15 protein-coding genes are annotated in these 12,361 nt (G+C 69.9%); 7 read left to right on the plus strand and 8 right to left on the minus strand.

Going from position 1 to position 12,361, the window contains the following annotated elements; genetic code table 11:
• Nucleotides 1–21: 21 nt before the first annotated feature.
• A complete protein-coding gene (locus ACIBQ1_RS59875; RefSeq protein ID WP_397292338.1) occupies nt 22–582 on the minus strand; it encodes an FAD-dependent monooxygenase in 561 nt (186 codons plus the stop codon).
• 98 nt (nt 583–680) lie between these two features.
• Between ACIBQ1_RS59875 and ACIBQ1_RS59880 the strand changes: the two genes are divergently transcribed.
• Nucleotides 681–866: a hypothetical protein gene (locus tag ACIBQ1_RS59880; protein WP_397292340.1), complete on the plus strand. Its 186-nt coding sequence runs from the start codon at nt 681–683 to the stop codon at nt 864–866.
• A gap of 260 nt (nt 867–1,126) precedes the next feature.
• The gene (locus ACIBQ1_RS59885; RefSeq protein ID WP_397292342.1) at nt 1,127–1,741 is read left to right on the plus strand and encodes a DUF4158 domain-containing protein; all 615 of its coding nucleotides are present in this window, start codon (nt 1,127–1,129) and stop codon (nt 1,739–1,741) included.
• A gap of 23 nt (nt 1,742–1,764) precedes the next feature.
• On the opposite strand, the gene ACIBQ1_RS59890 is transcribed toward ACIBQ1_RS59885, so the two are convergent.
• The 4 genes from ACIBQ1_RS59890 to ACIBQ1_RS59905 form a co-directional block, all read right to left on the minus strand.
• Nucleotides 1,765–2,067 (minus strand): transposase, encoded by a 303-nt coding sequence (locus tag ACIBQ1_RS59890; RefSeq protein ID WP_397292343.1) that lies wholly within the window; start codon nt 2,065–2,067, stop codon nt 1,765–1,767.
• 69 nt (nt 2,068–2,136) lie between these two features.
• Entirely contained in the window at nt 2,137–2,295 is a 159-nt protein-coding gene (locus ACIBQ1_RS59895) for a hypothetical protein (protein WP_397292345.1), read from the minus strand.
• Between the two features lie 28 nt (nt 2,296–2,323).
• Nucleotides 2,324–3,313 (minus strand): hypothetical protein, encoded by a 990-nt coding sequence (locus ACIBQ1_RS59900; RefSeq protein ID WP_397292346.1) that lies wholly within the window; start codon nt 3,311–3,313, stop codon nt 2,324–2,326.
• A complete protein-coding gene (locus ACIBQ1_RS59905) occupies nt 3,303–3,953 on the minus strand; it encodes a VC0807 family protein (RefSeq protein ID WP_397292347.1) in 651 nt (216 codons plus the stop codon). Before ACIBQ1_RS59905 ends, ACIBQ1_RS59900 begins: the two co-directional genes overlap by 11 nt.
• Before the next feature lie 118 nt (nt 3,954–4,071).
• Between ACIBQ1_RS59905 and ACIBQ1_RS59910 the strand changes: the two genes are divergently transcribed.
• Nucleotides 4,072–4,713 carry a TetR/AcrR family transcriptional regulator gene (locus tag ACIBQ1_RS59910; protein WP_397292349.1) on the plus strand — a complete coding sequence of 214 codons (642 nt, stop codon included), beginning with the start codon at nt 4,072–4,074 and terminating at the stop codon, nt 4,711–4,713.
• 386 nt (nt 4,714–5,099) lie between these two features.
• On the opposite strand, the gene ACIBQ1_RS59915 is transcribed toward ACIBQ1_RS59910, so the two are convergent.
• Nucleotides 5,100–5,768, minus strand: coding sequence for a class I SAM-dependent methyltransferase (locus ACIBQ1_RS59915; protein WP_397292350.1), 669 nt, complete (start codon nt 5,766–5,768; stop codon nt 5,100–5,102).
• A 61-nt stretch (nt 5,769–5,829) separates the two neighbouring features.
• On the opposite strand from ACIBQ1_RS59915, the gene ACIBQ1_RS59920 reads away from it, so the two are divergent.
• Nucleotides 5,830–6,468: a TetR/AcrR family transcriptional regulator gene (locus tag ACIBQ1_RS59920; protein WP_397292351.1), complete on the plus strand. Its 639-nt coding sequence runs from the start codon at nt 5,830–5,832 to the stop codon at nt 6,466–6,468.
• Nucleotides 6,469–6,672: 204 nt separating this feature from the next.
• On the opposite strand, the gene ACIBQ1_RS59925 is transcribed toward ACIBQ1_RS59920, so the two are convergent.
• A complete protein-coding gene (locus ACIBQ1_RS59925; protein ID WP_397292353.1) occupies nt 6,673–7,098 on the minus strand; it encodes a DUF4267 domain-containing protein in 426 nt (141 codons plus the stop codon).
• Nucleotides 7,099–7,154: 56 nt separating this feature from the next.
• Nucleotides 7,155–7,796, minus strand: a complete 642-nt coding sequence (locus ACIBQ1_RS59930; RefSeq protein ID WP_397292354.1) for a hemerythrin domain-containing protein — start codon at nt 7,794–7,796, stop codon at nt 7,155–7,157.
• Nucleotides 7,797–7,920: 124 nt separating this feature from the next.
• On the opposite strand from ACIBQ1_RS59930, the gene ACIBQ1_RS59935 reads away from it, so the two are divergent.
• The 3 genes from ACIBQ1_RS59935 (at nt 7,921) to ACIBQ1_RS59945 (ending at nt 12,219) form a co-directional block, all read left to right on the plus strand.
• A complete protein-coding gene (locus tag ACIBQ1_RS59935) occupies nt 7,921–11,268 on the plus strand; it encodes a BTAD domain-containing putative transcriptional regulator (protein WP_397292356.1) in 3,348 nt (1,115 codons plus the stop codon).
• A gap of 139 nt (nt 11,269–11,407) precedes the next feature.
• Nucleotides 11,408–11,755 (plus strand): YciI family protein, encoded by a 348-nt coding sequence (locus tag ACIBQ1_RS59940; RefSeq protein WP_397292357.1) that lies wholly within the window; start codon nt 11,408–11,410, stop codon nt 11,753–11,755.
• Between the two features lie 146 nt (nt 11,756–11,901).
• Nucleotides 11,902–12,219 carry a hypothetical protein gene (locus tag ACIBQ1_RS59945; protein WP_397292358.1) on the plus strand — a complete coding sequence of 106 codons (318 nt, stop codon included), beginning with the start codon at nt 11,902–11,904 and terminating at the stop codon, nt 12,217–12,219.
• Nucleotides 12,220–12,361: the final 142 nt, after the last annotated feature.

The following is a 12,361-nucleotide window of genomic DNA, read 5'->3' on the forward strand; positions in this document are numbered from 1 at the left end:
CCGGTTGGTGAAGGTTTCCGGTCAGCTATGTGGGAGTGCGTCGGGCGTTACCGGCAGGGTCGGGGGTGTCCAGTCCCACAGGGGGCCGAGTGTGCGGGGAGCCAGGCGCGCCCACAGCGTTGAGGGGGTGAGCCGGAGGGCGAGAGCGGTCAGGGCGTGGGTGGTCGGCCCGGCGTTGATCACTTGAAGGCCGGCCTGGCGGGCGTTGCGGGCGGTGGCCCGGGTGCGGGGCCGGCGCTGGGCATCGTAGGCGTCCAGCGCCGCGGGTACGGGAGCGTTGCCGGCGAGGGCGGCGGCCAGGACGACGGCGTCTTCGATCGATTGGCCGGCGCCTTGTCCGCGATCAGGGCTCATGGCGTGGGCGGCGTCGCCGAGCAGGGCGATCCGGCCGCTGGTGTAGGCGGGCAGATCGGGTAGATCGTGGATGTCGAGGTGGCGGACCTGTTCGGGCGGCGTGGCTTCCAGGAGGGCGGGGATGGGGTCGAGACCGGGCGCCGTATCCTCCGTGCGGCAGATCTCGGCCTCGGCGACTGACCGTCTGGCCCTGCCGTGGATCGTGCGCGGCTCTGGGCTCGGCGTCATGGCCTTCAGTGGTCAGGCAGCTGGGTTCCCGGCGCTAGTCTCCAGATGGCGTCCACCGGTTGGTGATCACGTCGATCAGCAGGCCAACGATCCCTCTGGTGACATCGGCTGCTTCTTCGGGTAGCACCGCGCAGGCCCTCGTCGGGCACTCCTCCGCGACCACCGCGAAGTACGACCGGCGGCCGGAGCGGACCCGCCGCCCGGCCGTGGACAAGCTCGCCACCGCTGACGCCGTGCCGCTACCTGGTGCGGAGGCGATACAGGGCGAAAGGCGTACGGCGTGAGCTGACTGCCGAGCGCACATGCAACACCCCTCGACGCCGCAGCGCTCCCGCCGTACAGCGGCCTCGAACTGGCCTGCCCGATTCAGTACCGGCCAGGGCGCGGCCCGCTGGAACCTTGACGTGCTCGTGGACGTGGCCAGGCCGCAATGGCTCGCCCGTCACCGCACGTCATGGGTAAGAAACGTGTCATGAGCCCCAAACGGTGTTGATCTTGCTGTGACTTGCCTGGTCAATGCTGGTTGGTCATGAAACACCCCCCGGTGCACATCGACGATCTGGTCGAGCACTGGACGATCCTGGACGAAGAGCGCGACCTGATCGCCGGAAAGCGTGACGCCACTCGACTCGGCTTCGCGATCTTGCTGAAGTTCTACACGCAGCACGGCCGGTTCCCGCGCGGCCGTTCAGAGCTGCCGGACGACGTGGTCGAGCACGTAGCCAAGCAGGTCCAGGTTCCTGCCTCGGAGCTCGGCTTCTACGAGTGGTCCGGCTCGACGATCGAGTACCACCGCCATCAGATCCGTACGCACCTGGGCTTTCGCACCTGCACGACCGAGGACGCAACGAAGCTGGCGATGTGGCTGGCCGAGAAGGTCGCGCACGCCGAGCGACGGGCTGAACGGGTACGGGAGGAACTGCTCAAGCATCTGCGCGAGGAGCGGATCGAACCACCGACGCCTGAACGGATCTCCCGGATCGTGGCCTCGGCCACTGCACAACGCGGAGGTCGCCTGGACGGTGCGGATCGCCTCCCGGTTGAGTTCCGAGACCACGCAGCGGATTTACGCGCTGGTCGGCATCGACGATGCGAACCGCGCGGCAGGCGAGGGAGCCGGTGTGTAAGTTCCGGCGGTAAATGGCTCTGGCGCACTTGATGGGGAGTGATCGCGCTGAGTGATCAGTTCAGCAGGGCCATCTTTCTGAGAAGGTCGTAGTTGGCCCGGCCGGAGATGAGCCTCTTCAGAAATTTGATCTTGCACACTTTGCCCTCGATGGCGCCGGAGGAGTAGGGCAGGGTGAGACCGGCCAGGACGGCGTCGTAGTCGCGCTGGATGCCGTTGGCGAAGGTGTGCAGGTGGGGTAGGTCATCGGCGCGAACGGCCTCTATCCAGGCATCCAGACGTTCGCCGTGTCGGCCGGTCAGCATCTTGGCGAACTCCTCGACATGGCCATGTCCGGTTGCGGCGTCGAGTTCCTCCATATCCGCACCCGGCAAGGCTCACAGCCAGACGACTGACCGCATGACCGGGTAGCCGCGTCCGGGCTTTGGTCAGCGGGATGGCGAGTTCCGGTTGCGTACGAGCCAGAGGACGCCGCCGGCCACCAGCGCGATGGCTCCGAGCGGGAGGGTGACCATTCTGAGTCCACTGATGTTGATCAGTCCGCCGATGATGAGCACCGCACCGACGATGGTCAGGCGCAAGGCCATGTGATTCTCCGATCCAAAAGGGGTTGTTCTAGCGGGCGTACTCGGCGGCCAAGGCGTGGAAGGCCGCCTTCGGCCGCCAGCTCATGTCCGGGTCAAGGCTGACGAGGCCATAGGCGGCTAGGTCGAGGTCGTGACGGGGGTCGGTGTGATGGGGGTAGCGGTAGCTGGCGAAGGTGAACCAGAAGGCCGTGTCCACCCGCTCCTGCTCGAAGATGCGCAAAAGGGCTCGCAGGTAGGCGGCCTGCTCGTCCTCGTCTCGCTTGTAGTGGCCGTCCAGCCGCAACGGCCGGCCGGGTTCGCGCTCGACGATCAGGAAGCCGCGCCCGCCGCGGTCCGCGGCACCGCGGTAGGTGCAGCAGCCGAACTCGGTGACCGCCACGGGAAGGCCGTGGCGGTGCAGGGCGCGGAGCTCCTCGCGGTAGGTGGCGGCGTTCTGCGCCGAGCGGTAGGCGTCAGCCGCGACGTAGTCGAAGGGCATCCAGTCCACGCGCTCGAACGGCAGGGAGGCGTAGGTAACCTTGCCACCGAAGCTCGCGCGGACCGAACCGACGGCCTCGGCCAAGAATTCATTGATCTTGGGCGGCACCGAAGCGAGCAGGCTCCGCAGCTCCGGGCCGGGTTCGGTGAGCAGGGTCGTGCGGGTGAGGAAGTCGTCTCCAGGCAGGAAACCGCGAGCGAACAGGCTCAGCTCGCCGCCGGTGACCAGAACGACCTCGCCGCCGTGCCGGCGGATGTCCTCGGCGCGGGCAGCGCAGTCGGCGAACAGCGGCAGCAACTGCTCGGTGGTCAGGTCGCAGGGGAACGGGGCGAACCACACCTCGAGTCCAACCGCGGCCGCGTGCTCGGCGGCGACGGTCAGTCGGTCTGGGTCACTGCCGGTGACGCGTACGGCGGTGCAGTGCAGATCGCGGGCTATGACCTGCATGTCGCTGCGCACGGTCGAGGAGTCGAACACCTCCCGGGTCCACCCGTCCCCCACGTGGGTGCCCGTGTCGTAGTGGATGCCCTTACCGCGCACGAGGACGCTCCGATCCCTGCGGCTGGATGGGACGGGCGACCTGCATGGCGCGCCGTCGGCGGTACCACAGCGCCCAGCCGGCCAGCAGCGCGAGCGTGACGACGTGCAGTCCCGTCGATAGACCCGCCATGGTGTCGATGGGCAGGAGGTAGATGAGCACCAGCCGTAGCACGGACTCGGCGAGTAGCACGCCTCCCAGCACCATGCTCAGCACGAGGAAGTGGCGGCGGAGAGAGGGTTGGGTGCGCCAGCGCTCCTCCCATCGCGCCAGCGCCTCGTCGTTGCCCGCGTTGACGCGGCGGACGACGGCGTACAGGATCGGGCGGCCGATCGCGCAGGAGCCCACCATGAGCAGACCCGCGGCGCCGGACAGGATCGACTCCTTGGCCAGCAGGATCCGCGGGTCCCCGGTGAGCAACGAGGCGACGAGCAGCACCGCGAAGGCGGCGCTCATGAAGGCGGCGAGCCCGTCCAGCCGACGCCGGACGATGGCGACGTAACCGACCCGGGCCAGAGCCGACAGTCCGCCGACCGCCAGAGCCGGCAGGGGTTCGATGCCGAGTGCCCGGCAGAGGTAGAAGACCACGGTGGGCAGGCCGACGTCCCACAGCAGTCCCACGATGAGCTTGCGTTTGTCCATGTGCGAGTGCCCCCACATCTATAGGATACGAATTAGTATCCTATAGACATACGGCCCGATAGGCTAAAAGAGTGATTTAAGCCACTCAGTAGTATCTAAAGAGGAGAAGGGAGAGTCAGTGGATCGGTTGATCGACACGAACTCGCAGGAGGAGCAGCCCAGGGCGACCCGGCGGCGCGGGGCCGCATTGGAACGGGCGATCCTACAGGCGGCGGCGGACGAGCTGGTCGAGGGCGGTTATGCGAGCCTCACCATGGATCGTGTCGCCGCGCGCGCGGGCACCAGCAAGAACGCCATCTACCGGCGCTGGCCGAGCCGGGCCGCGCTGAGCGTCGCCGCGTACCGGCACCTGCTGCCGACCGACCCTGAGGACACCCTCGACACCGGCGACCTGCGGTCGGACGCGCTCGCGCTGCTCAACCGCGCCAACGACCGGATGTCGTCCGCCACCGGCAAGGTCATGCGCGAGCTGCTGTCCGGCATCAAGAACGACCCGGAGCGGATGCGCGAGATTCGGGAACAGCTCCTGCGGGCCGGACTAGCGCCGTGGCTGACCATCCTGAGCCGCGCCGCCGCGCGCGGGGAGGTCGGCAGCCGCGCCCTGACACCTCGCGTGGCCGGCACCGCGCTCGATCTGCTCCGCAACGAGTACTGGCTCAGCGGGTTGACCACGCTCCCGCAGAGCGTACTCGTCGAGATCGTCGACCAGGTGTACCTCCCGCTCGTCCGAGCCGGCCTCCGGCCCGACGACGACGTTTGACCGTCAGAAGATCAACGGCGTCGACTGGCCGACCAGGGCTCCAGGGCGGCGCACGACACACCCGGTGGGGCTCAGAAATAGGTTTCGCCGGCGGCCTGTCCGGCAGGGCGTACCCCAGCACCACACCCGGGAGCGCAGGTGAATGGCGTCAAGATAGGGTTTATTCCCGAGTTTATTGACGCCTGTCTGCTCGGTTCCTAGAGTGACCGAGCCCCAGCGCCGACTCACCTCGTTCTTGATCCGGCGCAGGCCTCAAACGCCACCTGGACTACGAGCGGCGCTCAGGGCCATCACCCGGAACGCCGACCACTACGCCGCCCAAGCTCGACGTGCTCGGGCGGCGTGAAACTTGCCACAAACCTACGGAAACCCGCGACCGGAGATTGCTAGGCGTCGCGGTGCAGCGTGAACCAGAAGGTCGGCACCGAGTTGGTGCCCGGTGTGACGTCGAGCAGTTCCCAGCCGGCGAACCTGGCGCGGAGCTCGTCGGCTGTGACGCCCGCCGCCCACGATGTGACTTCGGGGATCGGATTGCCGAGCGGCTCGGGGCCGTACCCGAACATCAGTAACCGTGCTCCGGGAGCGGCGCGGTGGGTGAGCCCGGCGGCGTAGGCGTCGCGACGGTGCAGCGGGACCCCGCAGTAGCAGCTCAGGTCGAAGAACAAGTCGAAGGGGCCCGGCACGTCCAACTCGTCGAGGCGGGTGGCGTCTCCGTGCAGCAGCCGTACCGCCACCCCCGCCGCCGCAGCCTTCTCCCTGGCCTGGTCGACGGCGCGGTCGATCAGGTCGACGGCCGCCACCTCCCAGCCGCGCCGTGCAAGGTAGATGGCGTTGGTCCCCGTGCCGCAGCCGAGTTCGAGGGCGCGGCCGGGCGGCAGCGCGCCGTTCCCCTCTACCAGGGCGACCAGCTCGGGCGGCGTCACGCCGGTGTCCCACGGTGGCTTGCCAGTGCGGTAGTAGCCCTCCAGTGCGCGGTGGACGGACTCCTCCTCCGGGTCTCGCCGCGTTGAGGCCAGGTCCGGGTCCGGCTTCTGGGTGGCATTGGGCTGGTCCATCGTCTCCTCCAAGAATCTAGAGTTGAACTCTAGCGACAGACTCTAGAGATATACTCGAAATATGAACGAAGTCAAGCGGCCGGACAAGCGAGCCGAGCGCTCACGCCGCACCCGTGAAAGAGTTGTCGAGGCGGCTCGCGAGCTGTTCGTCGCGCAGGGTTACGGCGCGACGAACCTGCAGGAGGTTGCGGACCGGGCGGGCGTGGCCGTCCAGACGGTCTACTTTGTCTTCCGCAACAAGCGCACGCTGTTCAAGGACGTCGTCGACACCTCCATCGCCGGGGACGCCAAGCCGGTCGCCACCATGGATCGCGAGTGGTTTCGCGCCGCGTGCGCCGAGCCCACCGCGGCCGGGCAATTGCGCGCGCACGTCCACGGCACCCGCGACATCCTGGGCAGGGTCGCTCCGATCATGCCGCTGATCGCGGCTGCCGCGGCCACCGACCCGGAGATCGCCGCGCAATGGCCGGACGGCCCCGACCCGCGTTACACCGTGCAATACGCAGCGGCCGAAGCCCTGGTCGGCAAGCCCGACACCCGTCCCGGCCTCTCCATCGAGATGGCGGCGGACCTGCTGTTCGGCCTGCTCAGCCCGCAGCTCTACCTGATCTTCGTCCGCGACCGCGACTGGTCACCGGACGCGTGGGAAGAGTGGGCCCGCACCGCCTTGACCTCCCAACTCTGCGCCGACCCCGGCTAAGCGGACGGACGTCACGATCGTCCTCCAGCCCGCAATGCTGGTGGCCAACCACCTGGCCGACCTTCTGCGGGCCGTCTTCCTTTGCTGACGGGGCACAGTGCCGCCCTCCCAGCAGGTGGGTCGGCCCGCCGGCCAGCACGATGACGATGAACAGCCCTGAGGCGATGTCGCGCGCGCGAACGCCGACGCGCGCCAAGGTGACCGTCAGGCGGGCTGCGGGGCGGGCGTCGCCGGAGCGGCCGCGACCTTGCGGGTCTCGCGCATCATCAGCAGGCCGTTGACCACCATCAGCGTCGCGGTCAGGCCGTGGACGCCGAGCGCGGTGGCCACGGAGCCGTGGTGGGCCAGCACGGTGGTCATGTCACCGTACGCGGCGAGGGCCTCCACCAGCAGCACCCAGCCCAACGCCCGGCGGTGGCCCGTCACCAGCAGGATGCCCAGGACCAGGGCCAAGACGACGTCACGGATTCCCTTGATGATCAGAAAGCCGTCGCCGTCGCCGGACGGCCAGCTCGGCAGGCCGAAGCCCGGCGCCGTCGTCTCCGGGCTCAGGATGAACTCCGTCCCGAACCAGAGGATGAAGAGGACGAAGGCGGCGACCAGGACGGTGTTGATCTTCTTCAGCGACATTGTTCTTCTCCTTGCGAGTCTTTGTGCTTGGTGGGCTGGGAGTCCTGTGGGTCTGGTCAGGCGGCGCGGACGCGGCTGATGTGGCGGGCGTAGCGGGGGCGGCCGATGATGTGCCAGATGCCGCGTACCGGAGCGGGAAGGGCGGACAGGAGCGTGTTGCGCTCGGCCGGGTTCGCATCCTCCAGGACGAGGCCGAAGAGGGTGAGCAGGGTGAGCTTGGGCGTGTTGGCCACCAGGTGGTCGCCCAGGGAGGCCCATTCCTTTTCGGTGATGTGCTCGGCCGCGAGCGGAAGGAGGGTGGCCTCCTCGTCGTCGAGGTGTTCGAGGAGGACGGCCCGGTGGTCGGCCAGGGCGGCCACGAGCGTGTCGCGCTCGTCCGCCCCGGCAGTGGCCTCCCACGCGGGGACCGCCGCGTCCAGCCTGGTCAGCGTGGCCGCGACACGTTCGTGCTGGGCCTCCATGCGCAGCACGATGTCGGCCTCCAGGTCCACCCGGGACAGGAGCGGCGGCCAGAGCAGCTCGTCCTCGCCCTCGTGGTGGTTCTTCAGCCCCAGTCGGTAGTCGCGGAAGTGATCGGCGATCACCTTGGCGCGAGCGGTGTTACCCGGGGCCACCGCCGCGACGAGCTCCATCAGCAGCCGCGACTCTCGGCGGAAGGCGCGGTGGACGATCTCCATGTCCTGGGTGTTGACGCTCATTTCGTTCCTGCCCTTCATCGGTTCAACGTGTTAAGGCTCCTCCCGGGCGTTTGGAGGGCATTTGGAACCGACTTGGAACACCCGCGCGCGTACGATGTTCCACGTCATGGTTCTGATCCGGGTTTTGGGCTCTTTCGGTGCCGAGGTCAACGGCGAGTCCGTTCCCCTGGGCGGGCCGCGGCAGCGCGGCGTCCTGGCCCTCCTGGTCGCGGCGCGCGGACAGGTCGTGTCGGTCGACCGGATGATCGAGGACCTCTGGCGCGGCGAGCCGCCATCCCGTGCGCTGGCCTCCCTGCAGGCGTACGTCTCCAACCTGCGCCGGCTGCTGGAGCCCGGCCGCCCACCCCGAACCCCGGCGCGCCTCCTGGTGAGCGCCTCCCCCGGCTACGCACTGCGGCTGCCGCCGGAGTCGGTGGACGCGTGGCGTTTCAAGGACCTGCTCGACGAGGCCCGCACGCTCACCGAGCCTCGGGCCGCCCACGACCGGCTGGCCGAGGCACTGGGCCTATGGCAGGGACCCGCGTTCGCCGAGGTCGCCGACGAGCCGTGGGCCGCCGCCGAGACCGCCCGCCTGAACGAGCTGCGCCTGGTCGCCCGCGAGCTCCATGTCGCGGCGGGCCTGCGGACGGGCGACCCCGCCTCGGTGGTCCCCGAGGCCGAGCGCCTCACCCGCGACGAACCCCTGCGCGAAGAGGGCTGGCGCCTGCACGCCCTGGCGCTGTGGAGCAGCGCCCGCCAGGCCGACGCACTGGCGACGCTCCGCCGCGCCCGCGCCACCTTCGCCGACGAACTCGGTCTCGACCCCGGCCCCGACCTGGTCGCCCTGGAAGAGGCGATCCTCGCCCAGCGCATCGACATCCTCCGCACGGCCGTCCCCCCACCCCCGGCCACCGCTCCCCCACACGCCACGCCCCCGCACGACGCGATCCTGCACACCGCGTCGCCACACACCGCTCCCCCACACGCCACGCCCCGGCACGACGCGTCCCCGTATCGCGCGACCCTGCACCGTGCTGCCCCGTTCGTGGGGCGGGAGGGCGAGCTTGCCGCGCTGGTTTCGGCCGCCGGGGAGGCTGCCGCCGATGGGGCGCGCGTCGCTCTTGTCACCGGGGAAGCGGGGCTGGGCAAGTCGACGCTCTTGGAGCACCTCGGCGCACAGCTGGAGCGCGACGGCTGGCTCGTCGCCGCCGGGCGCTGTCCGGAGGTCGACGGCGCGCCGCCCGCGTGGGCGTGGGTCGAGGCGCTGCGGGCCGTCGCCGCGGCCGTTCCTCCGGGGGAGTTCGCGGAAGACCTGGCGCCGCTGCTCTCCGACTCCATGCCGGTGGACAGCGACGTCGCCGCCGGGCGGTTCCGGCTGCGCCGGGCCGTGTGGGGCTGGCTCGCGGCGGCCGCCACAGAACGGCCGGTCGCCGTCGTGCTGGACGACCTGCACTGGGCGGATACGACCACGCTGGGGCTGCTCAGCGGCGGCGTCGGCGTGCGGGCCCCGATCCTGGTCGTCGCGGCGTACCGCCCGGACGAGAGCGAGCACCTCACCGAGACGCTGGGCGCGCTCGCCCGCACCGCGCCGCTCCGAATCGCGCTACCCGGGCTCGACGGCGCGGCGGTGGCCGAGCTCGTACGGGCCGAAAGCGAGGCCGACGACGCGACGGTGGCGGGGATCGCCGAGCGCACCGGCGGCAACCCGTTCTACGTGCGGGAGAGCGCGCGGCTGCTGAACGGCGAGGGCGCGCTGGTCGCGCTGTCCGAGGTCCCCGAGGGCGTACGGGACGTGCTGCGGCGGCGGCTCGCGCGGCTCCCCGACGGCGCGGTGCCCGTCCTGCGGCTGGCCGCGGTCGCCGGGCGGGAGAGCCCGGTGGACGTCCTCGTGCAGGCCGCCGACACGGGCGAGGACGGCGTCTTGGACGCGCTGGACGCGGGCGTCATCACCGGGCTGCTCGACGAGCCCGGGCCCGGGCGCGTCCGGTTCGTTCACGCGCTGGTAAGAGACACGCTGGTCGCCGACCTCAGCCGGTTGCGCGCCACCAGGATGCACGCCCGGATCGCCGAGGCGCTGGAGAGCACCGGCGACATCGCCGCGCTGGCCCATCACTATGCACGAGCGGGGTCGCCGAAGGCCGTCGGCCATTGCGTGCGGGCCGCCGAGCTGGCCGAGGCGCGCTACGCGCACGACGTGGCCGCCGCCCTCCTCGCCGACGCAGTCGCGAACGCCGCCGAACCGGACGAACGCATCAACCTGTTCGGCAGGCTGCTGCGCGCGCAGATCAGGGCCGGGGCCGTGGCGGCGGCGCGGGACACGCGTCGGCAGGCCGTGGAGCTCGCCGAGTCCCTCGGGCGCGACGACCTGATGATCGCGGCGTTCACCGCCTGGACCGAGCCCACGCCCTGGCAGGCCCGCGCGTACGGCACCGTGGACCGGCCCATCGTCGACCGCCTCAGCCGCCTGCTCAAGCGGACGGACCTGGCGCCCGAAGTGCGGTCCCGCCTGCTGACCGCGTACGCCGACGAGCTGGCGGGCGAGGACGATCCGACGGTGATGAAGGCGGCGCGGGAGGCACTCGACCTCGCCACCGATCCCCGCCTCCGGGCCGCGGCGCTCCAGGTGCTGGCGCGCGCCTCCGGCGGTGCGCCCGGGCAGGACGAGGCCTGGCGCGAGCTGCTGGAGATCGGCCTCGAGCACGACCTGCCCGTCTACCGCGTGACCGGGCTGCTCAACCAGGCCACCGGCGCCGCCGCGGCCAACGATCCGGCGACCCTGCGCGAGGCGGTCGAGGAGGCCCTCGGCCTCGCGCGCACCTACCGGATGCCCGAGGCGGTCGGCGTCGCGGAGATCGCGCTGGCGACCCTGGTGCTCATCGAGGGCCGGTTCGCCGAGGCCGAACGCCTCTACACCGAGGCCACCGAACGCATGGAACGCGCCGGATCCGGCCACGCCGAGGGCTTCCTCCGCCTCGCACTGGCCGCGATCTGGCTGAACGACGGCACGCTCGGCGACCACCTGGACGAGGTGTGCGCCCTCCTCGAGACGTTAGGCCCGATGGTCGCGGACCTGCTCGCCCTCGCCCTCCATGCCGCCGGCCGTGACGACGAGGCACGACGGGCCCGCACGTCACCAGGCCCGAGCCCGATCCGCCCCGACTTCTACTTCAGCTTCCTGACCACCCTGCGCGCCATGGCCGTCATCGCCCTGAACGACACCGCCCTGAACGACACCGCCCTGAACGACACCGCCCCGATCGACAGCGACGCGGCCGAGGAGTGCTACGCCGCCCTGCTCCCCCATCGCGACGGTCCGCCGGCCGGCGCCACCAGCCTGTCGCTGGCCGTGCGCCCGGCCGCCCACACGCTCGGCGAGCTGGCGCTGCTGCTCGGCCGCGACGACGAGGCCGCCGCCCACTTCGCCCGGGCCGCCGCCATCGCCGACAGCTGGAACGCCCCCCACTGGTCCGCCCCAGCCCGCGCACACCTCTGACCAGCCCAGCCCGGACGGAAGATCGCAAACCTTTGCACTGCCCTCGGGGCCGGGGGCTGTTCCGTTAGAGGGTTTCTCCATACCGGTCAGCGAGATATTCGAACTTGCCATCGATACTCACTCTTGCCACACTGATTCGATGAAATTCGCACTGCTGTTGTTCGATCCCAAGGACTACTGGGACTCAGTCTCAAGTGAGGCGATGGAGGCAGCGCTTGCCGAGCACGCAGCCTTCGCCCAATATCTGAGGGAACAGCGCATCACGTTCTTCGCGCAGGCCGTGAAGCCGGCAAGAGAGGCCAGGACGCTGCGCCCTTCCACTCAGGGGCCAGTCTCCGCCGCTGGGCCGTTCGTGGCACTAGATCAGGATTTGGCGGGCTTTTACGTCATCGAATGCGCCGACCTGGACGAAGCCGAGAAGATCGCCCGCCACTGTCCCATAGGTGCGGGCATCGAGATCCGCCCGGTGTGGGATGCGCCGTCCTAACCGCCAAGCGATGAGGCTCATGGGCAGGGAAGTCAGGCGGCCCGTGGCGAGGATGTCGAATGTGGTCGGTTCCAGGCGGGCGGCCTTTCCCTGGTCAGCCGCCTGGTCATGAGCGTGATCGCGGCAACGGTCAAGTGGGCCTCGCTATGCGAAGGCTTGCGCTTGCGTCGGGCGTTCATCAGCCAGGAAAGCGACCTCTCGACGATCCACCTTCTCGCGAGTACCGCACTTTCGGCGAGACCCGCCGCCGCGTCAAGGTCATCGGCCGCTTCCCCGGAGAAACCTCCTGCGTGTCCCTGGTCTGGGCCGTGTTGGACCGAGCAGCCCGTGGCTGGCGCGGCTTCACCATGACCAGCAAGGGCCTGCGCATTCTGCAAGACCTTCGCCGGGCACTGCTCCACCCGCCCGCTCAGCTTCGCCCGACCGACGACCCGGCCTTGGCATCCGCCAACGAGGCCGCCTAAGATCCATTTACGGCACCTGCCTCGTCGAGCCTTTTACACCGCTCCGAGACACTGTTGGCGAATCTGGTAGTGATCTAGGGCGGTCGTAACCTGGCGAACGGCGAGACCCTGGTTCTGGCCAGAGGAATCCCTGCCAGCCACG

Origin of the sequence: Nonomuraea sp. NPDC050153, from assembly GCF_044460125.1 — a bacterium.
Taxonomy (GTDB): Bacteria; Actinomycetota; Actinomycetes; order Streptosporangiales; family Streptosporangiaceae; genus Nonomuraea.